Below are 21,912 nucleotides of genomic sequence, written 5' to 3'. Positions count from 1 at the left end.
GCAGGTGTCCCAGGGCGTCCCACCGCCGTCGTCATGGTAGGCCCCCTCCGGATGTGATGGGGCCACGCCCCCGAGGGGCACCGACCCGGTAGAGGAGAAACCCGATGCAGTCCCGTACGCAGCCTCGTATGCAGAACCCCGCCGTCGTCCTGTCCGGCGCGATGCAGCCCATCCAGGAGATCTTCAAGGCCGTCCACTCCGGTGGGGTGGCGGGCGCGATCCTGGAACTGGTCCACCTGCGGGTCAGCCAGATCAACGGCTGCAGCGCCTGCGTGGACGGCGGCGCCAAGACCGCGCGCAAGGCCGGGGTGAGCGAGGAGCGGCTGGCCACCGTCGCGGCCTGGCGGGAGGCCCCGTACTTCACCGACGAGGAGCGGGCGGCGCTCGCGCTGGCCGAGGCCGCGACCCGGCTGGCCGACCGCGCCGACGCGGTGAACGACGAGATCTGGGACGCCGCCGCCACCCACTTCGACGAGAAGCAGCTCGCCGCGATCGTCCTGATGATCGGCGTCACCAACCTGTTCAACCGGCTCAACGCCACGACCAGGCAGATCGCCGGCGCCTGGGGGTAGGGCAGGACCCGCCCACGCAACGACCAGACGACTCGCAGGCAAGGACGAGGGAGACATCCACCATGAGCGCAGCCCGGAAGACCGCCGCGGCCGGCAAGAAGTTCGACGGCTTCACCGACGACGAACGAGCCGCGATGAAGGAGCACGCCCAGGAGATCAAGAAGACCGCGCGCCGCAGCCCGCGCTCGGCCAAGGCCGACGGGGAGCGCGACGTCCTGGCGAAGATCGCCGAGATGACGGACGAGGACCGGGTCCTCGCCGAGCGGATCCACGCCGTCGTCAAGGCCGCGGCGCCGTCCCTGGTGCCGAGGACCTGGTACGGGATGCCCGCCTACAGCAAGGACGGCAAGGTGCTCTGCTTCTTCCAGAGCGCGCAGAAGTTCAAGGCGAGGTACGCGACGCTGGGCTTCAACGATGTGGCGAGCCTCGACGACGGCGCCATGTGGCCGACCTCCTTCGCCCTGGCGGAGCTGACCCCCGACGTCGAGGCACGGATCGGCGAGCTCATCGCCAGGGCCGCCGGCTGACCGCCGCCCGAACGCCGCGCTCGGCGCCCGCCCGTACGGTCAGGCGCTGAGCGCGGTTGAAGGTTTCAGCCATTGTTTCTGCTGGTATCGCGGGAAAGTCTCAACCGATTAGTTCAACGATACGGTTGAAGCCATGGTTACTGGCATCGAGGCCGCCGACGTCATGAGACTGCTCCCGTCCCGGCCGCGGGTGCTCGCCCTGGGGGAGCCCACCCACGGCGAGGACTCCCTGCTCGTCCTGCGCAACGAGCTCTTCCGGCAGCTCGTCGAGCAGGAGGGCTACCGGTCGATCGCGATCGAGAGCGACTGCATGATGGGCCTGGTCGTGGACGACCACGTCACCGCGGGCACGGGCACGCTCGACGAGGTCATGGAGCGCGGATTCAGCCACGGGTTCGGCGCGTCCGCGGCCAACCGCGAGCTCGTGCGCTGGATGCGCGCCTACAACGACGGCCGGCCCGCGTCCGAGCGACTCCGGTTCGCCGGCATCGACGGCCCGTTGGAGATCACCGGCGCCGCCGCCCCACGGGAGGCCCTCACCGCGCTCCACGACTTCCTCGCCGCCCGGGTCGGCGCCGACCTGCTCCCCTGCGACGCGGAAACGCTCGACCGCCTGCTCGGCGCCGACGACCGGTGGACCGAGCCCGACGCGATGATGGACCCGTCCCGGTCCGTGGGGCGGTCGGCCGAGGCCCGGGAGCTGCGACTGCTCGCCGACGATCTGGTGGCGCTGCTGGAGGCGGAGACGCCGCACCTGATCGCGGCGACCTCGCGGGACGAGTGGGACCGGGCGCGCCTGTACGGGCGCACCGCCACCGGCCTGCTGCGCTACCACTACTGGATGGCCGACGCCTCGCCGGGCCGCATGCCGCGGCTGCTGGGCCTGCGGGATTCGATGATGGCGGCCAACCTCCTCGCCGTCGCCGAGCGGGGCCCGGCACTGGTCTTCGCCCACAACGCCCACCTCCAGCGGGACAGGAGCTCGATGCGGTTGGGCGATCTGCGGCTGGAGTGGTGGAGTGCCGGCGCGATCGGTAGCGCCCACCTGGGCGAGGAGTACGCGTTCCTGGCCATGGCCCTCGGCACGATGCGGCGCCAGGGTGTGGACGTTCCGCCCCCGGACACCATCGAGGGACTCCTGTACGCGCTTCCCGAGGACCAATCCGTCGTTGACGTCCACGGACTCGGTGAAACGCGCCTCGTCCCTCGCGTGTCCCCCTACTTCGGCTATGGACCGCTGGACCCGGCCCACCTGGCGAACTACGACGGCATCGTGTTCGTCAAGGACGTCCCGCAGAGCTAGCCCTCATCCTGCGGTGCGGACGGCGGCGGGCGGGGCGGGCGCGATGTTGTGCGTGAGGCCGAAGGTGTTGTCGGGGTCGTAGTGGCGCTTGACGGTGGCCAGCCGGTGGTGGTCGGCGCCGCTGTACGCGTCGGCGGTCCGGGTGGGGTCGTGCAGGAAGTTCAGGAACGCCCGGCCTCCGGAATGCGGGCGCAGGGCGTCGGCCAGGGCCGGGGAGCGGGTGTCGGCGATCACCGACAGGCGGGTGGAGCGGTGGCCCGCCGGTCCGGCGCCGGTGCCGGGACGGCCCATCGCCCCGTCCCAGTGCCGGATCTCCACCGCCGGCCCGTGGGACGGCTCGGCGGCGCGCACGATCGCCGCGATCGCCGCGTCCGGTAGCTCGCCGAGGAGTTCGACCTGGCCGGGGGCGGTGCCGCCCATCGCCGCCTCCGCGTAGGGCAGGACGCGGAAGTCCCCGGTGAGCGCCGGGCCGGCGGCGCGCGTCAGCGGCCGCAGCAGGCGCCGGGCCTGGTCGGCGCTCCCGGCGTACATCGCCTTGAGCTGCAGGACGCGGCGGCCGCGCACGGACGGGTGCGCCTCGGGGGCGTCGGGCATCGGGGTGAGCAGCAGCGCGGTGCTGAGCCGGTCCGGCGCGCCGTCGATCCAGTCGCGGTAGCGGGTCAGGGTCTCGGCGGCGCGTTCGATCGGGAAGCAGGCCGTGCCTGCGAAGACCTGGCCCACCGGGTGCAGCCGGAACTCCATCGCGGTGACCACGCCGAAGTTGCCCCCGCCGCCGCGCAGCGCCCAGTACAGGTCGGGGTGGCTGCCGGGGGACGCGGTCACGATCCGCCCGTCGGCCGTGACGACCCGGGCGCGCAGCAGGCTGTCGGCGGCGAAGCCGTGCGCGCGAGAGAGCCAGCCCAGGCCGCCGCCCAGGGTGTAGCCGGTCACGCCGACGCCGGCGTGCGAGCCCGACAGGCCGGCCAGGCCGAACGGCGCGGCGGCCGCGAGGACCTGCCCCCACACGGCGCCGGGGCCGACGCGGGCGAGGCGCCGGTGCGGGTCGACGAGCACTCCGGCCATCCGGGAGGTCCTCAGCAGCAGGCCGCCGTCGCAGGGGACGTGGGTGCCGTGCCCGGTGGCCTGCACCGTCAGCCCCATTCCGGCGTCGCGGGCGGCCAGGACCGCGGCCCGTACGTCGTCCGCCCCGGTCGCCTCGGCGACCAGTGCGGGGCGCGGGTCGATCGGCGCGAACGGGGTGCCGCGGAGTTCGTCGTAGCCGGTCTCTCCGGGCAGATGCACGGCGCCGGCGAAGGCCGCGCGCACCTCGCGGACGGCGGTGGAGGTGGAGTTCATGGCGGCCAGGCTATGGTCACGAATATTGATAGTCAATCATCGTGACTATTCTCCTCCGTCATCGTCGCGCCAGCCGCGCTGGCGGTCGGTGATCCGCTGAAGGGTCCGCTTGAAGTCGGTGTAGCCGTCGGCCCCCAGCGCCTCCCGATGGCGCCGCTCGATGCCGGCGAGGATGGCGCGGGCGGTCTCGATCTCATCCCTTCCGTGGTCGGTGGGGACGATGAGCTTGGCGCGCCGGTCGGCGGGGTCGGGCTGCCGGGAGACGTAGCCGAGCTTGACGAGCTCGTCGACGATCGTGCCGACGATCTGCTTGTGCTGGCCGGAGCGTTCGGCCAGCTCGGTGGCCCGCAGCCCGCCCGCGTGGAGGTGGGCCAGGACCGTGCCGTGCCGGGGCCGGACGTCGGGGTGGCCGCCCTCGGCCAGCCGCTGGAACAGCTCGTCCTGGATCGCGCGCATCAGCTGGCCGGTCAGTACGCCCAGGTCGAGCAGGGTGTCGCTTGTCATGCGGGAACTCCTGGGGGAAATTAGTCAAGCTTCTTGACGATCAATGACTGTGACTATATCGTTCTGGTCAGTTGATCGCCACCGACCTCGGGAAGGCCCCATCATGCGCAAGATCATCGCTTCCACCTACAGCACCGTCGACGGCTTCATCGACAACCCGCACGAGTGGTCGCTGCAGTACAACAGCCCCGACGCCATGGCCTACGCCTTCGAGATGACCACCGGCTGCGACGCCCTGCTGCTCGGCCGCGTCACCTACGAGGGCATGGCCCAGGCCTGGCCCCACATGGGCGGCAACCCCTACGCCGACCACGTCAACGACACGATGACCAAGTACGTCGTGGCCTCGCGGCCGGTCGACACCTCCGCCTGGAACCCCACCGTCGCGATCGACGGCACCGACCTGGCCGGCCAGATCACCGACCTCAAGAAGCAGGACGGCGGCGACATCCTGATCTGGGGCAGCGGCCGCCTCACCGACGGGCTGGCCGCCCACGGCCTGCTGGACGAGTACCGGGTCTGGATCTACCCCGTCCTCAAGGGCGAGGGCGAGCCGCTGTTCCGTCCCGGCAGCGTCACCGGCATCGAGGCGGCCGGCGCCACCACCTTCGAATCCGGCGTCACCGTCCTCACCTACCGCCCCACCGGCGTCTGAACGTGCCCGCGCGCCACGGACCCCTCGCACCCTCCCCCACCGGGGCGCGAGGGGTCAGGCGGCGGCACGGTCGATCGTGGTGCGGAGCGCCTTGAGGGCACCGACGTAGATCTCGGAAAAGGTGGGGAAGGGCTGGATGGTGTCGCGGAGCACCGCCAGCGGGACCCGGGCGCGGATGGCCAGGGTGGCCTGCTGCATCCACTCGCCCGCCTCGGGGCCGAGCGCGTAGGCGCCGGTCAGCCGCTCGCCGTCCGACAGCAGGGTCAGGAATCCGTTGGACTCGGCGTAGGCGCGCGTGTAGGTGGCGCTCTTGGCCACCTCCGACACCGGGACGGTCGCGGTGAACGGGGCTTCGGCCGCACCGACCGCGGCCGCCTGCGGGTCGGTGTAGACGACGTCCGGTATGGCCTCGTAGTTGGCCTCACGCGGTTCGCCGAGAAGGTTCGCGGCGACGACTTCGCCCTGGTACTTGCCCACGTGGGTCAGCAGCCGGATGCCGGTGACGTCGCCGATCGCCCACAGCCGGTCGGCGGCCCGCAGCCGCGCGTCGACCGGGATCCCGTGCCCGTCGGCCTGCACGCCCACCGTTTCCAGGCCGAGCCCGGCGGTGCGCGGGCGCCGTCCGGTGGCCACGAGCACGCGGTCTCCGCGCAGCTCGCCGCCGTCTTCGAGGGACAGGACGTACTCGTCGCCGTCGCGCCGCGCCACGGTCGCGTGCACGCCCAGCAGCAGCTCGACGCCGTCCTCCCGCAGCACCTCGCCGAGCGCCTCGCCCAGCGGCGCCGGTTCGCGGGCGAGCACGTGGGAGGCGCCGTTGACGAGGGCCACTTCGGCGCCCAGGCGCCGCATGGCCTGGGCCATCTCGACGCCGACCGGCCCGCCGCCCAGGATGAGCAGGCGGCGCGGGACGGCCTTCATGCCGGTCGCCTCGCGGCTGGTCCACACGCCGTCGAGTTCGCGCAGGCCCGGGACGGGCGGGATGACCGGATCCGAGCCGGTCGCCAGCACGACATCCCGGGCCGAGTGGTGAACGCCGTCGACCTCGACCACGCCCGTCCCGGCGAGCCTGCCCGTCCCCCGCAGCAGGGCGATGCCCTTGTCGGCCAGCAGGCGCTCCTGCCGGGCGTCGGAGTAGCCGGAGACCATGAAGTCGCGCCAGGCCAGCGCCGCCCCGACGTCGAGCTCGGCGGTGGCCGCCGCGTCGCGCGCGTCGTGCACGGCCTCGCCGGGGCGCAGCAGCGTCTTGGACGGGATGCACGCCCAGTACGAGCACTCGCCCCCGACCAGGGCCCGCTCGACCAGCGCGACGCGCAGGCCGCCGTCGGCCAGTTCGATGACGCAGTGCTCACCCGGTGATCCGCCGCCCACGACGATGGCGTCGTAGTCGGTCACGTGCCCTCGCCCGGTCCGGACGATCCACCGGTGCCGGGGTCGGCGTGCCTGGCGGCCTGCTCGTCCAGCATGTACTGGGCGTACCAGTCGGGCCAGTCCGGATCGGCCTGGCCGATCTCCTTCTCGTGCCTGCCGTGCGCGTCCTCCGCACGGCGCAACGCGGCGGCCAGGTCGGCCGCGGAACCATAGGTCGCTTGCATGCGGTCACTCCCTCTTCGCGCGGGGCGCCTCGCCCGATCACCTGCCCGGCAGGCGCGTGGTGATCTCCTGCAGGTACCAGCCGTTGCCGTCGGGGTCGCTGAACGAGGCGAACGAGCCGTAGCTCGTCCGGTCCGGGGCCAGGCCCGAGGCCCGCTCCCGGGACCCGGCGTGGTGGAACACGCCGCCGGTGTCGTGGAAGACCTCGCTCATCTCGGCGCCGTGGTCGGCCAGCTCGGCGCGGGCCGCCTCGATGTCGTCCACGATCAGGTGGAGGCCGTGCGCCGAGCCCGGCGCGTCCGAGGTGACGCCCGTGCCGAAGATGACCGAGCACGCCGAACCGGGCGGCGTCATCTGCACCACCCGGAAATCGTCACCAGTGGTGACGTCGGCGTCCTCCCGCCAGCCCAGTGCCGTGTAGAAGTCCTTGGCGCGGTCCACATCGGCGACGGGCAGGACCACGACCTCGAGCTTGGTCTCCACCATGTCGGTTCCTTTCCCCCGGTGACGGCTGGCCCGATCCTGACCTCCAACCTCACGCCCCCCATTGCCCGAAGTCGACAAATTTCAGCAAATAATCGGGGAAAGCCTGCGGGAGTGACTCCGTTTCGGCCCGCCTTTACCTGGAATGGCGGTTATTTGCCGGTGCGGGCTTTCATCCGTCGGCGGCGGCGATGAGGGTGGGCACCATGACCAGCGCGACCGCTCCCGGTTCCGTCCACCGCGAACCGGAACTGATCGGGCAGACCGTCGTCGTGATCGGCGGCAGCGCGGGCATCGGGTTCGCGACGGCCCGGCGCGCCCTCGCCGAAGGGGCCGAGGTCGTCATCACCGGCCGCGACCCCGACCGGCTCAAGCAGGCGGCAGAAGACCTCGGAACGCGACGCACCGCCGCCTTCGACGCTCACGACCCGGCTTCCCTGAAGGGCTTCTTCCAGGACCTGCCGGGGCCGATCGACCATGTGATGGTCACGGCGGGCGGCCCGCGCTACGGTCCCCTGCTCGAGATGGACGCGGACCAGGTGCGCGATGCGGTCAGCGACCACCTGGTGCTGGGGCTCGAGGTCGCGCGCAACGCCGCCGCCAAGATCAGGCCCGGGGGCGCGCTGCTGCTCATGGGCGGCACCGGCGGCCGCCGCATCGGCCACGGCCTCGGGATCGCCTCCGCCGCCACCGCCGCGCTGCCCCCGTTCACCGCGGCGCTCGCGCTCGAACTCGCCCCCGTCCGCGTCAACCTCATCGCCGCCGGATTCGTCGACACGCCGCTGTCGGCAGCCCTGCTCGGAGACCGGGTGGAGGAGCGCCGGAACGAGCTGCGGGCGACGCTCCCGATCGGCCGCGTCGTCGGCCCCACCGACGTCGCCGCGCTCGCCGTCCACCTCATGAGCAACACGGCGCTCACCGGCGCGACCTACGACATCGACGGCGGCCAGCAGTTCGTCTAGCGCGGGCCGCCGGTCGGCTCAGGGAACGAGCCCGGCGGCGACGCGTTCGAGGACGGTCGCCGACGGAGGCGGCGGGACGAGCTGCAGCGCGACGTGGTCGGCCCCGGCGGCGCGTTGCTCGTCGAGGCGGGTCCGCAGCGCGGACGGATCGTCCGAGACGGCGAGGGCGTCGACGAGGCGGTCGCCGGTCGTGTCGAGGTCTTCCTCGGAGAAGCCGAACCGGTGGAGGTTCTGCCGGTAGTTCGGCATCCCGAGGCACAGCTGGAGGTAGTGCCGGACGGCCTCGGGCTCCCCGATGGAGACCATCTGCGACGGGGCGATCCACGCGCCGTCGCCGACGGCCTCCCGGGCGGCCGCGGTGTGCGCGACCGGGGCGAAGTAGGTGTGCAGGCCGTCGGTGGCCGAGCCGGCGAGCTCGATCATCCGGGGGCCGAGCGCTCCGAGGAACCGGGGCGGCAGGGTGCGGCGCCCGGCGGCGGCGTCCATGGCGGCGAGGTACTCGCGCATGGCGCTCAGCGGCCGTGCGTACGCGCCGCCGCGCGCTTCGGCGAGGTGCCGGTGGCTCGCGCCGAGTCCGAGCCCGAAGCGTCCGGGGAACGCCTCGTGCAGGGTCGAGGCCGCCGCCACCATCGCCTCGGGGTCGCGCGCGTGGATCGTCGCGACGCCGAGCGCCACGGTGAGCCGGTCGGTCGCCTGCAGGTAGAGCGCGGCGCGTACGAACGGGTCGACGCCGCTGTACTCCTGGAGCCACACCGTCCCGATGCCCGCGTGCTCGACGTCCCGGACGGCGGCGACCGCCTCGGCGACCGGCAGGCGGTCGAGGAACCCGCCCCACAGCCCGACACCGCCGGGCAGCCCGCCGCGCGTGCCGCTCTCGTCGCCCATCCCGACTCCCGCCCTAGGCAGTTTTGTTTTCGACGTCGATATTAGAGCGCCCGCCGATCGCGGCCGCGCCCCGGGGTACGCGCTGCACCACCGCCTTCGCGGAGGGCGGCCCAGGCGTCCGCCACGGGGCCCAAGTGCCCGAGCTTGTCGGGGTTGTTCACCGTCCGGATCGTCTGGATCCGCCCGTCGAGGACGTCGAGCGCCCAGGTGTTGAGGACCTTGCCGTCCCGGTCACGGAAGATCGCGCCCGGCCGGCCGTTCACCTGGTGCGGCTCCACCCGGGCCCCGATGCGGGCGAACAGCGGCACGAGCGCGGCGAGCGCCCGGGCCACGTTCTCGACGCCGGCGAAGCGGTCCGCCCACTGCGGGGCCTTGCCGCCGGCGTCGCCGACCATCTGGACGTCGGCGGCCAGCAGCACGGTCAGCGCGTCGACGTCCCCGTCCCGGAAGGCGTCCAGGAACCGCCCGGCGAGCTCCTCGCGCTCGGCCCGGCCGGCCTCGAACCGGGGACGGCCCGCTTCCATGTGGCGGCGCGCCCGTACCGCGAGCTGGCGGCACGCGGCCTCCGAGCGCCCCACGGCGGAGGCGACCTCGGGGAACCCGAACCCGAACACCTCGCGCAGCACGAAGACCGCGCGTTCGAGCGGACTGAGCCGTTCGAGCAGCAGCAGGGCCGCCATCGACACCGAGTCGGCCAGCTCCGCCGAGCGCTGCGGGTCCTGGTAGAGGTGCGGAACTTTTGGCGTTTGAGTGTTCATGAGTGTCAATGAACGATCAGAAGGTCCCTGCGGGAGGTGTTGCCAGGGAATGCGATCAACGCAAGTCGATTGCATGTTCGAATACTCTTACTTAAAGTGTTCGTCATGTCACGTACCGCTGTTTGTGGTGGAGTGGCCGCCGAGGCGGCCAGCCGCCATGCTCGCAGCCACGAGGACCAGGCCACGGGGAGCGGACTGCGTCCGGTCGCGCCGTCGTTCGTGGTGGCGGGCCCGTCGGGGGTGGCGGTGCGTGACCGTCTCAAGGGCCTCACCGCGGCCGACGAGCGGGTGTTGCGGCGTGCGGGGGCGCATCTGGGGTCGCTGGCGTCCCGGGATCTGAAGCTCCGGTGCGGCGATGGCCTGGATCATGATCCGGGCCGGTGGGCGGCGCGCAAGCGGGAGTTGACGGGGGAGTCGTCGGCGCGGTGGGCCGGGAGCATCACCAAGGCCACCCACGACCAGTGGGCCCTGGCCCGCCGCAGCCAGAGCGCGCACATCCGGGGACTCCAGGCCGGTGTCGGGACGCTGGAACACCGGTTGTCGCTGCTGATCGGCGCCAAGGGCGCCAAGGGTGCGCCGGGCGGGTACCGGTCCCGGCGGGAGTGGTTCGCCAAGTCCCGCCGCCTGGGCGTCCTGCAAGACCGGCTCGCGGCCGCCAAGGCCGACCGCGATGCCGGGATCGTGCACGTCGTCCGGGGCGGTGGGAAACTGGCTCGTGCCCGGCATCATCTGGATGATGCCGGGCTCACCGGGCGGGAGTGGCGGGAGCGGTGGGAGGCCGGACGGTCGTTTCTGCAGGCTGACGGTGAGAGCGGGAAGCGGTTCGGCAACGAGACCCTCCGTGTCACCCCTGATGGTGAGGTGTCGATCCGGCTCCCCGCCCCGCTGGCGCATCTGGCGAATGCTGCGCACGGCCGGTACGTCCTGTCCGCCCGCGTCGCCTTTCAGCATCGGGGCGCCGAGTGGGCCGACCGGATCGAAGCGAACCGGGCGGTGGCCTACCGCATCCACCACGACCCCGACCGGGACCGGGACCGCTGGTACCTCACCGCCTCCTGGCAGCGCGGCCCCGTCCACGCCGTCCCCCTGGACGCCGCACGCGCCCGCGGTGTGATCGGTGTCGACACCAACGCCGACCACTTCGCCGCCTGGCACCTGGACGCCTGCGGCAACCCGGTCGGGGACCCGATGAGGTTCGGCCACGACCTGACCGGCACCGCGTCCCACCGCGACGCCCAAATCCGGCATGCCATCACCCGCCTGCTGCACTGGGCCCGCCGCCGCGGCGTCACGGCCATCGCGGTCGAGGATCTGGACTTCGCGGGCGAGAAGACGCGGGAGAAGCACGGGCGCCGCAAGCAGTTCCGGCAGCTGATCTCCGGCTTTCCCACCGCCAGGCTCAAGGCCCGCCTGGTCTCGATGGCAGCCGGGCACGGTTTGGCGATCGTGGCCGTGGATCCGGCCTACACCAGCAAGTGGGGTGCGCAGCACTGGCAGAAGCCGCTGTGCACTCCTGATCGTGAAATTTCCCGGCACGATGCGGCAAGCATCGCGATCGGGCGACGCGCCCTGGGGCATCCGATCCGGCGACGGACGGCACCGCCCCCGCACGACCGGAGCGATCGTGCGGGGCATCGGACCGCCCAGGCCCGACCGGACGCCTCGGGGCGTGAGGGACCCCGCCGACCCGGCCCGGACCGTGCACGTGATGCACGTCGCCGGACCGGGCAACGAGAACGCGGGGAACCAGCGCATCCAACACCGTTCGGGATGCGCGCAGTTTCGGGACGTGGGCCCAAGACCCACTCCTGAACACTGATGAGGAACGGTCGGTCAGCAGCGGCTCGGGGAACCACGGCCCGACGTACTCCTCCCTCCGGACGCGGGCCGAGCGCAGCACGTCGATCGAGATCCGGGTCACCACGGCCGACAGGAAGGACTTGGCCGAGGCGGGTCGCGCGGTGGACGACTCGTAACGCAGCCAGGTCTCCTGGACGGCGTCCTCGGCCTCGCTCACGCTGCCCAGGATCCGGTAGGCGATCGAGAACAGCAGCGGCCGCAACTCCTGGAACTCCTCGACCCGGCCCGTCCCGGCCCCTTCCGGCGCGGTCACCAGGGCACCGGGCCTTCCTCGCCGAAGAACCCGGCGGTCGGCCCGTCCGGGCCGAGCACGGCCAGGCGCACCACGACCGAGGCGCCCTGCTCGACCGTGAGGAACCCGGTGTGGTCGTTGCTGTCGGTGGCGACGAAACCGGGCGCGACGGCGTTGACGAGGATGCCGTCCTTCCGCAGCTCGTTGGCGTACTGCACGGTCAGCGCGGACAGGGCGCTCTTGGACGGCGCGTACGCCGCCGACGGCAGCAGTCCCGCCAGGGGGCCGTCCGGGTCGCTGCCGAGGGTCAGCGACGCGGCGTGGCTGCTGACGTTGACCACGCGCGCCGCCGGCGACCGCCGCAGCAGCGGCAGCATGGCGTTGGTCACCGCGATCACCCCGAACACGTTGGTCTCGAACACCGTCCGGACCATGTCCAGGTCGACGGTACTGGGGACCTGATCGTGGGCGTCCGCGGGCGAGACCTGCCCGGAGCCGGTGATGCCGGCGTTGTTGACCAGGACGTCGAGGCGGCCGAAGCGCTCCCCGATCCGCCGGGCGGCCTCCTGGACGGTGGCGGGGTCGGTGACGTCCAGGGCGACCGCGTGCGCGTCGCCGCCCGCCGCGCGCAGCGCCGCGGCGGCCTCCTCGCCGCGCCGCGGGTCCCTGGCGCCGACGAGGACCGTCGCGCCCAGCGCCGCGAGTCGCTCGGCGGTCCCGCGGCCGATCCCCTTGTTCGCGCCCGTGACCAGGGCGACCTTCCGGTGTGCGGCCCGCTCGTTCATGATCGGCTCCTTGCCGTGGGAGGGTGTGCTCGTCTCGGACTCCGTCGTCGAGACCCGAGACGAGACAGCCCCGCCTCCTGTGACATGCGAGCGGAAAGGGCGTCAGCGGCGCGGCTCCCAGCGGAAGAGCCGGGACGCGAGCGCGACGGCGACCACGACCCAGGCCAGCGTGGGCGCCAGCAGGAGCAGGGAGTCCGCCACGGGGACGCCGCCGTTCCAGGCGTTGACGACGAGCTCGGTGGCCGAGCCGCCGGGGAGCAGCCGCTTGAGCAGGGCGAGCTCCTCGGTGCCGCTGATCCCCACCCAGCTGGCCACGGCGATGGTGCCGAGGCTGACGGGCAGCGTGGTCACCTGGGCGTGCTCGGGGGAGTTGGTCAGCCCGGCCGTGGCCAGGCCCAGCCCGATCATCATGATCACTGTCGCGAGGATCGCCGCCGCCAGCAGCAGGAGGTCGGCCGGTCCGCCGGCGACCGCGCCCAGCACGGTCAGGAGCACGACCACCTGGACGAGCGAGATGGCGGTGACCGGGAGCAGCAGTCCGGTGAGGATGCCGGCGTCGCCCGCCGCGGTGGAGCGCAGCCGCTTGAGGAAGAGGTTCTGCCGGCGCGCGGCCAGCGTGGTCACCGCGGTGGCGTAGAGCCCGAACGCCCCGACGGTGAACACCAGCACCGCCGCGATATAGCCGAGGCTGCCCAGCTTCGCGAAGGATTCGTGCTGGCGGATGAAGAGCGCGCTGACGGCCACGGGCATGATGAGACTGGTGACCAGGACCAGCCGGTTCCGGAAGATCTGGATCAGCTCGCTGAGCGCGATGGAAAGCATGGGAAGTCCCTTCACTCGCTGCCGATGGAGCGGAAGACGTCGTCGAGGCGGGTCGGTCCGGCTTCGAGGTCCCGCGGCTCCACCGCGTGCTGCCGCGCCCAGTGGAGCAAGGTGTAGAGGTCCCTGGCCAGGTCGAAGGTCTCGACGAGGAACCTGCCGTCGCTTTCGAGCGTGGCCCGCAGCGGCAGCGCCGGCGGGTCGCCCGCGAGGGCGAAGCGGATGGTGGACGGGAGGGTCCGCGTCAGTTCGGAGACGGTCCCTTCCCGGTGGAAGGCGCCCTTGTGCATCAGCCCGATGCGGTCGGCCCGCTGCTGCGCCTCCTCCAGGTAGTGCGTGGTGAGGACGATGGTGGAGCCGTCCTCGCGGAGCTTGTCCACGGCGCCCCAGAGGTCGTCCCGGGACTGGATGTCCAGGCCGGTGGTGGGCTCGTCCAGGAAGATCAGCTCGGGCGCCCCGTACACGGCGGTGGCGAAGTCCAGGCGCCGCTTCTCGCCGCCGGACAGCTGGGACACCTTGGTGCCGGCCTTGCGGGTGAGGTCGATGATCCCGAGCACGCGCTCGGCCGTGTCCGCGCGCCCGCTGAGCTTCCCGATCAGCCGGACGGACTCCTTCACCGTCAGATCCGGTGAGAAGCCGCTCTCCTGCAGCATCACGCCCATCCTGGGCCGCACGGCGCGGCGGTCGCGCGGGTCATGCCCGAACACCCGCACGGTCCCCGAGGTGGCGGTGCGATGGCCTTCGATGATCTCCAGGGTCGAGGTCTTCCCCGCCCCGTTCGTGCCGAGCAGCGCGTAGAACTCCCCGCTCCGCACCTGGAAGGACACGTCCTTCACGGCGTGGAAGTCGCCGTACTTGAGGTTGAGACGTTCGACGTCGATGACTGGTGTGGAGGTCATGCACCGATTCCAGCCGCCGCCGCGCCCGCCGGGCAGTGGGACCGCGTCACCACTTGACCATGACGTTTCTCCGGGTGAAGGCATGACGCGGTGTCACTGTCGGCACCGCCGAACGCGAAGAATGCTGGGGTGGACTCTGCTGTGCTATCCCGGAGAGCCACGATGGACACCAGACCACTGCGCCTGCTGCTGACGGCCAACCTGGCCGTCTTCGTCCTGGTCTGCGTGGCGTTCCTCGTCCACTACCTTGGCCTGGGCCTCTTCCCCGGAGGGATGGAGTCGTGGCTGGAGGAGAACCAGTGGCTGATGTGGACGGCCACGGCCCTCACCGGGGCGAGCGCCTTGGCGCTGCCGCTGCTCAGCATGAAGACTCGGCGGTGACGCCGGAACGGGGGGCACGCATGACGTCCAAGCGCGAGGACGGGCCGTGGAGACGGCTGGACAGGCTGAACGTCACCTCGATGGTCGTGTCCGTCGCCCCCGTGGGGGCGCTGCTGGTGGTGACCGACTCCGAGACGTGGTGGCACGCCGTCATCCTGGGCCTGGGCCTGGGCGCGGCGCTGGTGGCCGCCGCGCGGTGGCGGGCGAAGGGCACCCCCCGCGTCGTGCTCTACTGCCTGATCGTCGCGGCCGCGGTGTGGGTCGCCGGAGCGCTCGTGGTGGGCGGCCACACGGCGTACTACGGCCTCTGCGTCGTGGGCTCCGTCTACGCCCCGAAGCTGCCGCGCCACCGCGGCGCGGCCGCCGCCGGGCTGGTCGCGTTCGTCGCCGCGGTGGGCGCGACAAGGCTGCTGGTGTCGTCGGAGGACGCGCCCGACGTCCTGATCTCCTACGTCCTCATCCCGACGGGCGTCACGGTGGTGGTGACCGGCTTCCTGTTCGCCGGCCAGGCGTTCTACGACCTCGTCGCGGAGCTGGACGAGTCGCGGGAACGCGAAGCCGAGCTCGCCGTCGCCCGGGAGCGCATCCGTTTCGCCAGCGATCTGCACGACATCCAGGGGCACACGCTGCACGTGGTGAAGCTGAAGACCTCGCTGGCCGAGAAGCTGCTGCGCAGCGACGTCGACCGGGCGGCCGAGGAGCTCCGGGAGGTGCGCGCCCTGGTCGGCGACACCATCACGCAGACCAAGGAGCTCGCCTACGCGCAGCGGCGGCTCAACCTCTCCGCGGAGCTGGAGAACGCGAAGAACCTCTTCGAGGCCGCGGGCATCCGCGTGCGCGTCGACCGCGACGCCGAGGTCGACGCGCGCGCCAACGAGCTGCTCGGCCAGGTCCTCCGGGAGACGACGACCAACATCCTGCGGCACGCGCAGGCCGAGCAGGTGCGCATCACCCTGTCCAGGTCGGGCATCGCCATCGTCAACGATGGCGTCCAGGAGGCCCCGCTCCCCGAGCTCAGGGGCCTGGCCACGCTCAGGGAACGGGTGGTGGGCGAAGGAGGAGAGCTGACGGTGGAGCAGAAGGACGGGCGTTTCCTGACGGCCGCGGCGTTCCCGCGGCTCCGTCCCGAGGCACGGGAGGGCCGATGACCAGCGTGGTGCTCGCCGACGACGAGGCCCTCCTCCGCAAGGCGCTGGCCGCGCTGCTCCCGCTCGAAGGCGAGATCACCGTGCTCGCCGAGGCGGAGGACGGTGCGGCGGCCGTCCGGGCCACGCTGGAGCACCGGCCCGACGTGCTCGTCATCGACCTGGAGATGCCCGGCGTGGACGGGCTCGGCGCCGTCGCGGAGATCCGCCGCGAGCGTCCGGACCAGGTGATCCTCATGCTGACCCGGCACGCCAGGCCCGGCGTGCTCCGCAAGGCACTGAAACTCGGCGTCCAGGGCTTCGTCAGCAAGTCCGCGGAACCGGCGCACATCACGTCGGTCATCAAGACCCTGCACGAGGGCAGGCGCTGGATCGACCCGGACGTGTCCGCGCTCGCCGTCGTCGACGACTGCCCGCTCACCGACCGCGAGATCGACGTGCTGCGGGAGACCGGCGAGGGCTACTCGGTCGCCGACATCGCCGCCCACCTGCACCTGGCCGAAGGCACGGTGCGCAACTACCTCTCCAACGCGATGCAGAAGACCCAGACCCGCACCCGCCACGAAGCGGCACGGTACGCGCGCGAACGCGACTGGCTGTAACCCTGGACCGAACGCGAGGGCGGCCGGTATGGGAGGGTTTGATGCGGCTGGATCATGGGAGGCGCGGTGGCACGGCGGGTGCGGGGTGTCGTCATCGTGATGGCCGCCGCTCTGCTGGTGTACCTCGTGATGCCCAACGGCCTGCTGTCCCGGCAGGCGGGCGAGACGCCGTCCACGGTGTCCTCGTCGGGCGGGACGTCCTCCGCCGGGGCGCTTGAGCGGCCCGGTCCCGAGGAGATGACCTCGGACGAGGTCACCATGCCGCCGCGCGACACGCTCCCGGACCTGTCTCCGGTCTTCGCCTGGGACGTCCCCTGGCTCGCGGCGCCCGCGTGGACGGTGCCGTCGGAGCGCGGGCCGCCCGGCGGACGGTCCGGAACCTGGAACCGGCTGGCCGTGCTCCAGCCGGCGCTCAGCCTCCTGCGCGTCCTTCGCTGCTGATCAGCACTCGTCGTGCGCCCGCCCGCGCCGCCGCCCCGGCCCCGCTCCGCCCTGGGCGCACCCGTGTCCCCCCACTACGACTTCCGAGGGTTGATCAGATCATGCAGTGTTCCGTTTCCTCCGGCCACGGCGGCCGGACGTGAACCCGGGAATCGTCGGCCAGGCCGCCGGCCTGTTCGCCGTCACCAACATCGACGACATCCTCATCCTGGCGCTGTTCTACGCCCAGGCCACCGGGCACCCCGGAGCGGGCCGCCGGGTGGTGATCGGCCAGTACCTCGGGTTCGCCGCGATCCTGGCCGTCGCCATCGCCGCCGCGTTCGGCGCGACGTTCCTGCCCGAGTCCGCCGTCCCCTACCTGGGGCTGCTGCCGCTGGCCCTCGGCCTGAAGGCGGCCTGGCAGGCGTGGAGGCACCGCGGCAAGGACGACGGCGAGCAGGAGCGGCGGGAAGGCGGACCGGGCGTCCTGGAGGTCGCCGCGGTCACCTTCGCCAACGGCGGCGACAACATCGGCGTGTACGTCCCGGTCTTCGCCACCGCCGGCACCGGCGGCATGGCGGTGTACGCCGCGGTGTTCCTCGTCCTGGTCGCCGTGTGGTGCGCGGCGGGACGGTTCTTCGCCACGCGCCCCCTCGTCGCCAGGGCGCTCAGCCGATGGGGCCACGTCCTGCTGCCGGTCGTCCTGATCGGCATCGGCCTGCTCATCCTCGTCGAGGGCGGCGCCTTCGGCCTCTGAACGGCGGTGTGATCGGCTGGTCTGCGACAATGCCCGTGCAGGGTGAGAGCGAGGTCGTGCATGGCATCCTCCCGGCGCGTGGGCGCCGAGACGTCCAAGACGAGGGATCTCCTGCTCAACTGCGTCGAGCGGTTGATGCTGGAGACGGGCTACGCCAGCGTGTCCTACCGCGCCGTGGCGGCCAGGGCGGGCGTGACCCCGGGGCTGGTCCAGTACTACTTCCCCACCCTGGACGAGCTGTTCGTCGCGGCGGTCCGGCGGCGGTCCGGGCAGAACCTGGAGAAGCTGGCCGAAGACCTGCGGACCCGTGCCGACCGACCGCTGCACGTCCTGTGGGAGTACAGCAAGGACGAGTCGGCGGCGGCGCTCACCACCGAGTTCCTGGCCCTGGGCAACCACCGCAAGTCGATCCGCGCGGAGATCGCCGAGTGGGCGGAGCGGCTGCGGCGGCTGCAGACCGAGGCGCTGGCCGAGGCGTCCCGCGAGCGGCCCGTCACGCTCGGGAACCTGTCACCGGGGACGCTGCTGTTCCTGGTGACGGGGATCCCGAAGCTGGTGCGGCTGGAGGAGGGCGTCGGCATCTCCTCCGAGCACGCCGGGGTGATGGCGGAGTTCGAGGAGTTCCTCGACTCAGTGGAGCCCTCCTGAGGACATCGTCATCCCCGGGCGATGATCGCGGGCATCGCGTCCCACCCCCGGACGGTCGTGGTGGGTGAGCGACGGGCGCCGGCCAGGTCGATCTCCCACTCGGGGAAGCGGTTCAGCACCTCGTCGAGGGCGACGCGTCCCTCCATGCGGGCCAGCGCCGCGCCCAGGCAGTAGTGGGCGCCGTGCCCGAACGTGACGTGCGTGCCGATGGCGCGGTGGATGTCGAAGCGGTCCGGGTCCTCGAAGCGGCGCTCGTCCCGGTTGGCGGAGGCGACCATGAGCAGCATCGCGGACCCGGCCGGGACCGTGGTGCCGTGGTAGCGGACGTCCTCGGCGACGTAGCGGGCCACGTGCGGTCCGGGCGGCTCGTAGCGCAGCAGCTCCTCGATCGCGTTCGGGATGAGGGAGCGGTCCTCGGCCAGCTCGCGGCGCTGGCCGGGGTGCTCGGCCAGCACCTTGCCCATCCAGCCGAACAGGCGCCCGGTGGTCTCCACCCCGGCTCCGGCGATCACCGCCAGGAAGGTGAGGATCTCGTCCTTGGACAGCCGGCGGACCGTGCCGTCCACGTCCTCGAACTCCAGGGCGAGCAGTTCGGTGATGAGGTCGTCGGAGGGGTTGCGCTCCCGCCAGGCGACGTAGTCGGCGTACATGTCGCCGTCGAAGTAGTGGTCCTTGTCGACCGGTAGCGGCTCGCCGGGCTGGTTGCGCAGGCTGCGCTGCGCGTGGTCGCGCACCTTGGGCTGCTCGGCGTCGGGGATGCCGACCAGCATGCCGATCGCGCGCATCGGCAGCTCGTTCCCGAGATCGGCCACGAAGTCGAACCGGTCGGAGCCGGTCAGCGGGTCCAGGCACGCGACGCAGAAGGCGCGCACCTTCTCCTCCACCATCCTCATCCGCCGGGGCGTGAAGGCTCGGGCGACCAGGGCGCGGTGGACGGTGTGCCGCGGCGGGTCCTCGTTGATGAACACGCCGGGCGGCATGACCGGATCGGCCTTGACGACCTCCAGGATGTCGCCCTTGGCCGAGCTGAGGCGCGCGACGTCCTTCAGGGCCGCGTCGACGTCGGCGAAGCGGCTCAGCCCCCAGAAGTCGTGGCGCTCGTTGTAGTACAGCGGCGCCTCGTCCCGCAGCCGCCGGTAGATCGGGTACGGATCGCGGTCGATCTCGACGTCGTAGGGGTCGTAATAGAGATCGCTCACTTCTCCTCCTCGAACGGTGCTGCACGATCGTATAGCATATGCTGTACGGTCGTATAGTCGAAGAAAGGAGGGCCCGTGGGAGAACGGTCGGATCGGGTGGCGGTGGTGACGGGCGGCGCGTCCGGGCTGGGGTTGTCGATCTGCGAGCGGCTCGCCCGGCGGGGCGGCCGCGTCGCGGTGCTCGACCTGGACGGGGACGCCGCCGCGCGCGCGGCGGACGGCCTTCGCGCGCGGGGCGGCGAGGCCGTCGCGGGCGAGGTCGACGTGTCCGACCGGGCCGCGGTCGACCGGGCCTTCGACGCGGTGCGCGCCGCGCTGGGGCCGATCGAGATCCTGGTCACCAGCGCGGGCGTGTCCGGGTTCGTGCCGTTCGACGAGGTCACGCCGGACGACTGGGCCCGCACCATCGCGGTGAACCTCACCGGGACCTTCCACTGCCTGCAGTCGGCGATCGGCGACATGGCGGCCGCGGGCTGGGGCCGGATCGTCACCATCTCGTCCGCCGCGGGGCAGACCGGCGTGCCCCGCCAGGCGCACTATTCGGCGTCCAAGGGCGGCGTCATCGCGCTCACCAAAACGGTGGCCCTCGAATACGCGAAGAAAGGGATCACGGCGAACACGATCCCGCCCTTCACGGCCGACACTCCGATGCTGCGGAACAACCAGGAGGCCGGAAGGCTGCCGGGCCCGGAGGCGCTCGCCCGGATGGTCCCGGCGGGACGGCTCGGCACCGGCGACGACATCGCGGCGGTGTGCGCGTTCCTGTGCTCGGACGAAGCCGGCTACGTCACCGGCCAGGTCATCGGCGTCAACGGAGGTGCGGTCACGTGAGCGGCAGATTCGATCTCGGCGGGCGGGTGGCCGTCATCACGGGCGGCGGCACCGGCATCGGCCGCGGCACGGCGCTGGTGCTCGCCGCGCACGGCGCCGACGTCGTCCTCGCGGGACGGCGCCCCGAGCCGCTGGAGTCCACCGCGCGGGAGATCGAGGCGCTCGGCCGCCGGGCGCTGGCCGTGCCGGCCGACGTGACCGACCCCGAGCAGTGCCGGCGGCTCGTCGGCACCGCCGTCGAGCGGATGGGGCGGCTCGACATCCTGGTCAACAACGCGGGCGGCGCGGAGACCAAGTCGCCCATGAAGTGGACCGACGACGAGTGGACCCGGGTCCTGGCCCTCAACCTCGGCAGCGTGTGGTTCCTGTCCCGGGCGGCCGCCGAGCCCATGATCGAGCAGGGCGGGGGCGCGATCGTGAACATCTCGTCCGGCGCGAGCCTGCTGGCCATGCCGCAGGCGGCCCCGTACGGCGCCGCGAAGGCGGGGGTGAACAACCTCACCGGTTCCCTGGCCGCGACCTGGACGCGCAAGGGCGTCCGGGTGAACACGATCGCCGTCGGTGCCGTGCGGGCGGCGACCCTGCTGGAGGAGGCCGAGCGGTACGGGCACGACCTCGACGCCATCGGCAAGACCAACGCCTCCGGCCGCCTCGGCGAACCCGAGGAGATCGGCTACGGGGTCCTGTTCTTCGCCTCCGACGCCTCCAGCTTCTGCTCCGGCCAGACCCTCTACATCCATGGCGGGCCCGGCCCCGCGGGAGTCTGACCGGACGGCCTCTAAGTGCCGGTCAGCTCGGCCACGACGGGGGCGAAGGCGTCGATCTGCTTCCTGGGCACGGTGACGTAGTTGACGCCCAGCGTCTCGCGGCGCTCCCGCAGCCGTTCGACGATCTCCCCGACGGAACCGACGAGGACGTTGGGATGGTCGCGCAGGGTCTCGGCCCGGACTTCGGGAACGGCGGTGCGCAGGCGGGCCGCCCACCGCTCCAGGGCCTCGCCGGCGTCGCCGGTCACCTCCAGGACGTAGGGCGAGCTCTCCAGCTCCAGTGCCGCGAACCGCTCCCCCGCGGCGTCGCGGACCAGGCGGGACCGCCGTAGCGCCTCCTGCGGCGGGGTGAGACCGGCGTCGTTGACCGGGGTCCACGGGACGTTGGCGAGGCTGACGATGTCGGCCTCCCTGGCCGCGAGCGACAGCACCCTCTTCCGGGAGCCACCGATCATGATCGGCGGGTGGGGGCGCTGCACCGGGAGCGGGAGGCCGGAGTAGCCGCCGACCTTGACGTGGGCGCCGTCCTGGTCGATCGGCTCACCGGTCGAGTGCGCCTTGATGAGGGCGACCACCTCCTCGAGCTTGGAGACCCGGCGCGGAGCGTCCTCGAAGGCGAGGCCCATGGCCGCGTACTCGCCGCCGTTCGTGCCCGCCCCGAGGCCGAGTTCGAGGCGGCCGCCGGAGAGCAGGTCGATCGTCGCGGCCTCCTTCGCCAGCGCCGCGGGCACGTGGTAGTCGACGCAGAAGACGCGGCAGCCCACGCGAAGCGTGGACGTCCACGCCGCCGCCGCGGCCATCGCCGCGATCGGGGCCAGGTGCTGCGGCCGCAGGAACGTGCGGTCGCTCACGGGGCCGGGCCCGATGTAGTGGTCGGCGAGGAACAGCGTGGAATAGCCGAGCTCCTCGACCTTGCGGACGAGATCCCGCCACTGCCCCGCCGACGTGGCCGTCGTCGTCTGAACCCCGAAACGGAACGGTCGCATCCCGGTC

Annotated in this window: 26 protein-coding genes and 1 pseudogene; 14 read left to right on the top strand and 13 right to left on the bottom strand. The window is 72.3% G+C overall.

Features of this window, described 5'->3' with window-relative positions; translation table 11 throughout:
- Positions 1 to 104 precede the first annotated feature (104 nt).
- The 3 genes from ACFPZN_RS45640 to ACFPZN_RS45630 all read left to right on the top strand — a co-directional run bounded on the left by ACFPZN_RS45640 (position 105) and on the right by ACFPZN_RS45630 (position 2,402).
- Positions 105 to 572 carry a carboxymuconolactone decarboxylase family protein gene (locus ACFPZN_RS45640; protein WP_378289442.1) on the top strand — a complete coding sequence of 156 codons (468 nt, stop codon included), beginning with the start codon at positions 105 to 107 and terminating at the stop codon, positions 570 to 572.
- A 62-nt stretch (positions 573 to 634) separates the two neighbouring features.
- Positions 635 to 1,099, top strand: a complete 465-nt coding sequence (locus ACFPZN_RS45635; RefSeq protein ID WP_378289440.1) for an iron chaperone — start codon at positions 635 to 637, stop codon at positions 1,097 to 1,099.
- A 133-nt stretch (positions 1,100 to 1,232) separates the two neighbouring features.
- Positions 1,233 to 2,402, top strand: a complete 1,170-nt coding sequence (locus ACFPZN_RS45630; protein WP_378289438.1) for an erythromycin esterase family protein — start codon at positions 1,233 to 1,235, stop codon at positions 2,400 to 2,402.
- A 3-nt stretch (positions 2,403 to 2,405) separates the two neighbouring features.
- On the opposite strand, the gene ACFPZN_RS45625 is transcribed toward ACFPZN_RS45630, so the two are convergent.
- Both ACFPZN_RS45625 and ACFPZN_RS45620 read right to left on the bottom strand, forming a co-directional pair.
- Entirely contained in the window at positions 2,406 to 3,737 is a 1,332-nt protein-coding gene (locus ACFPZN_RS45625; protein WP_378289436.1) for an FAD-binding oxidoreductase, read from the bottom strand.
- Between the two features lie 45 nt (positions 3,738 to 3,782).
- Positions 3,783 to 4,241 carry a MarR family winged helix-turn-helix transcriptional regulator gene (locus ACFPZN_RS45620; protein WP_378289434.1) on the bottom strand — a complete coding sequence of 153 codons (459 nt, stop codon included), beginning with the start codon at positions 4,239 to 4,241 and terminating at the stop codon, positions 3,783 to 3,785.
- Between the two features lie 103 nt (positions 4,242 to 4,344).
- Here ACFPZN_RS45620 and ACFPZN_RS45615 point away from each other — a divergent pair, with 103 nt between their 5' ends.
- Positions 4,345 to 4,896 carry a dihydrofolate reductase family protein gene (locus ACFPZN_RS45615; RefSeq protein WP_378289432.1) on the top strand — a complete coding sequence of 184 codons (552 nt, stop codon included), beginning with the start codon at positions 4,345 to 4,347 and terminating at the stop codon, positions 4,894 to 4,896.
- Positions 4,897 to 4,950: 54 nt separating this feature from the next.
- On the opposite strand, the gene ACFPZN_RS45610 is transcribed toward ACFPZN_RS45615, so the two are convergent.
- From ACFPZN_RS45610 to ACFPZN_RS45600, 3 genes are read right to left on the bottom strand one after another with little or no spacing between them, the layout of a single operon-like run.
- Positions 4,951 to 6,288: a dihydrolipoyl dehydrogenase family protein gene (locus ACFPZN_RS45610; protein ID WP_378289430.1), complete on the bottom strand. Its 1,338-nt coding sequence runs from the start codon at positions 6,286 to 6,288 to the stop codon at positions 4,951 to 4,953.
- Complete coding sequence (locus tag ACFPZN_RS45605; RefSeq protein WP_378289428.1) at positions 6,285 to 6,488, bottom strand: hypothetical protein; 204 nt, start codon at positions 6,486 to 6,488, stop codon at positions 6,285 to 6,287. The genes ACFPZN_RS45610 and ACFPZN_RS45605 overlap by 4 nt, the downstream gene beginning before the upstream one ends.
- A gap of 37 nt (positions 6,489 to 6,525) precedes the next feature.
- A complete protein-coding gene (locus tag ACFPZN_RS45600) occupies positions 6,526 to 6,972 on the bottom strand; it encodes a VOC family protein (RefSeq protein ID WP_378289426.1) in 447 nt (148 codons plus the stop codon).
- Positions 6,973 to 7,175: 203 nt separating this feature from the next.
- Between ACFPZN_RS45600 and ACFPZN_RS45595 the strand changes: the two genes are divergently transcribed.
- On the top strand, positions 7,176 to 7,931 hold the full coding sequence (locus ACFPZN_RS45595; RefSeq protein WP_378289424.1) for an SDR family oxidoreductase: 756 nt from the start codon (positions 7,176 to 7,178) through the stop codon (positions 7,929 to 7,931).
- A gap of 18 nt (positions 7,932 to 7,949) precedes the next feature.
- Here the strand turns inward: ACFPZN_RS45595 and ACFPZN_RS45590 are convergent, their stop codons facing one another.
- Complete coding sequence (locus ACFPZN_RS45590; RefSeq protein ID WP_378289422.1) at positions 7,950 to 8,816, bottom strand: TIGR03620 family F420-dependent LLM class oxidoreductase; 867 nt, start codon at positions 8,814 to 8,816, stop codon at positions 7,950 to 7,952.
- 41 nt (positions 8,817 to 8,857) lie between these two features.
- A complete protein-coding gene (locus ACFPZN_RS45585) occupies positions 8,858 to 9,574 on the bottom strand; it encodes a sigma factor-like helix-turn-helix DNA-binding protein (RefSeq protein WP_378289420.1) in 717 nt (238 codons plus the stop codon).
- A 105-nt stretch (positions 9,575 to 9,679) separates the two neighbouring features.
- On the opposite strand from ACFPZN_RS45585, the gene ACFPZN_RS45580 reads away from it, so the two are divergent.
- The gene (locus tag ACFPZN_RS45580) at positions 9,680 to 11,386 is read left to right on the top strand and encodes an IS200/IS605 family accessory protein TnpB-related protein (RefSeq protein WP_378289464.1); all 1,707 of its coding nucleotides are present in this window, start codon (positions 9,680 to 9,682) and stop codon (positions 11,384 to 11,386) included.
- A 15-nt stretch (positions 11,387 to 11,401) separates the two neighbouring features.
- On the opposite strand, the pseudogene ACFPZN_RS45575 reads toward ACFPZN_RS45580, so the two are convergent.
- From ACFPZN_RS45575 to ACFPZN_RS45560, 4 genes and pseudogenes are all read right to left on the bottom strand, one after another.
- Positions 11,402 to 11,687 (bottom strand): annotated as a pseudogene (locus ACFPZN_RS45575) (sigma factor); the annotation flags it as partial.
- Positions 11,684 to 12,451, bottom strand: a complete 768-nt coding sequence (locus tag ACFPZN_RS45570; protein WP_378289418.1) for an SDR family NAD(P)-dependent oxidoreductase — start codon at positions 12,449 to 12,451, stop codon at positions 11,684 to 11,686. The pseudogene ACFPZN_RS45575 and the gene ACFPZN_RS45570, both read right to left, overlap by 4 nt.
- A 102-nt stretch (positions 12,452 to 12,553) precedes the next feature.
- Positions 12,554 to 13,273, bottom strand: coding sequence for an ABC transporter permease (locus tag ACFPZN_RS45565; RefSeq protein ID WP_378289416.1), 720 nt, complete (start codon positions 13,271 to 13,273; stop codon positions 12,554 to 12,556).
- Between the two features lie 11 nt (positions 13,274 to 13,284).
- Positions 13,285 to 14,169, bottom strand: coding sequence for an ABC transporter ATP-binding protein (locus ACFPZN_RS45560; RefSeq protein ID WP_378289414.1), 885 nt, complete (start codon positions 14,167 to 14,169; stop codon positions 13,285 to 13,287).
- A 162-nt stretch (positions 14,170 to 14,331) separates the two neighbouring features.
- Here ACFPZN_RS45560 and ACFPZN_RS45555 point away from each other — a divergent pair, with 162 nt between their 5' ends.
- The 6 genes from ACFPZN_RS45555 to ACFPZN_RS45530 all read left to right on the top strand — a co-directional run bounded on the left by ACFPZN_RS45555 (position 14,332) and on the right by ACFPZN_RS45530 (position 18,122).
- Positions 14,332 to 14,550: a hypothetical protein gene (locus ACFPZN_RS45555; protein WP_378289412.1), complete on the top strand. Its 219-nt coding sequence runs from the start codon at positions 14,332 to 14,334 to the stop codon at positions 14,548 to 14,550.
- Positions 14,551 to 14,570: 20 nt separating this feature from the next.
- On the top strand, positions 14,571 to 15,698 hold the full coding sequence (locus ACFPZN_RS45550; RefSeq protein ID WP_378289410.1) for a sensor histidine kinase: 1,128 nt from the start codon (positions 14,571 to 14,573) through the stop codon (positions 15,696 to 15,698).
- Positions 15,695 to 16,297, top strand: coding sequence for a response regulator transcription factor (locus ACFPZN_RS45545; RefSeq protein ID WP_378289408.1), 603 nt, complete (start codon positions 15,695 to 15,697; stop codon positions 16,295 to 16,297). Before ACFPZN_RS45550 ends, ACFPZN_RS45545 begins: the two co-directional genes overlap by 4 nt.
- A 66-nt stretch (positions 16,298 to 16,363) precedes the next feature.
- Complete coding sequence (locus tag ACFPZN_RS45540) at positions 16,364 to 16,738, top strand: hypothetical protein (protein WP_378289406.1); 375 nt, start codon at positions 16,364 to 16,366, stop codon at positions 16,736 to 16,738.
- 139 nt (positions 16,739 to 16,877) lie between these two features.
- Positions 16,878 to 17,474, top strand: coding sequence for a cadmium resistance transporter (locus ACFPZN_RS45535; protein WP_378289404.1), 597 nt, complete (start codon positions 16,878 to 16,880; stop codon positions 17,472 to 17,474).
- Positions 17,475 to 17,552: 78 nt separating this feature from the next.
- The gene (locus tag ACFPZN_RS45530) at positions 17,553 to 18,122 is read left to right on the top strand and encodes a TetR/AcrR family transcriptional regulator (RefSeq protein WP_378289402.1); all 570 of its coding nucleotides are present in this window, start codon (positions 17,553 to 17,555) and stop codon (positions 18,120 to 18,122) included.
- 8 nt (positions 18,123 to 18,130) lie between these two features.
- Here ACFPZN_RS45530 and ACFPZN_RS45525 read toward each other — a convergent pair whose 3' ends face one another.
- Positions 18,131 to 19,321 (bottom strand): cytochrome P450, encoded by a 1,191-nt coding sequence (locus ACFPZN_RS45525; protein ID WP_378289400.1) that lies wholly within the window; start codon positions 19,319 to 19,321, stop codon positions 18,131 to 18,133.
- A gap of 75 nt (positions 19,322 to 19,396) precedes the next feature.
- Here ACFPZN_RS45525 and ACFPZN_RS45520 point away from each other — a divergent pair, with 75 nt between their 5' ends.
- The gene (locus ACFPZN_RS45520) at positions 19,397 to 20,152 is read left to right on the top strand and encodes an SDR family NAD(P)-dependent oxidoreductase (RefSeq protein ID WP_378289398.1); all 756 of its coding nucleotides are present in this window, start codon (positions 19,397 to 19,399) and stop codon (positions 20,150 to 20,152) included.
- Positions 20,149 to 20,919, top strand: coding sequence for an SDR family NAD(P)-dependent oxidoreductase (locus ACFPZN_RS45515; RefSeq protein WP_378289396.1), 771 nt, complete (start codon positions 20,149 to 20,151; stop codon positions 20,917 to 20,919). The genes ACFPZN_RS45520 and ACFPZN_RS45515 overlap by 4 nt, the downstream gene beginning before the upstream one ends.
- An 11-nt stretch (positions 20,920 to 20,930) precedes the next feature.
- Here the strand turns inward: ACFPZN_RS45515 and ACFPZN_RS45510 are convergent, their stop codons facing one another.
- Positions 20,931 to 21,905, bottom strand: a complete 975-nt coding sequence (locus ACFPZN_RS45510) for a TIGR03621 family F420-dependent LLM class oxidoreductase (RefSeq protein ID WP_378289394.1) — start codon at positions 21,903 to 21,905, stop codon at positions 20,931 to 20,933.
- Positions 21,906 to 21,912: the final 7 nt, after the last annotated feature.

This window comes from Actinomadura rugatobispora, from assembly GCF_042656285.1.
In the GTDB taxonomy this organism is placed as follows: Bacteria; Actinomycetota; Actinomycetes; order Streptosporangiales; family Streptosporangiaceae; genus Spirillospora; species Spirillospora rugatobispora.
Note: the sequence above shows the minus strand (reverse complement) of the source record. Positions and strands in the feature narration are given on the sequence as shown.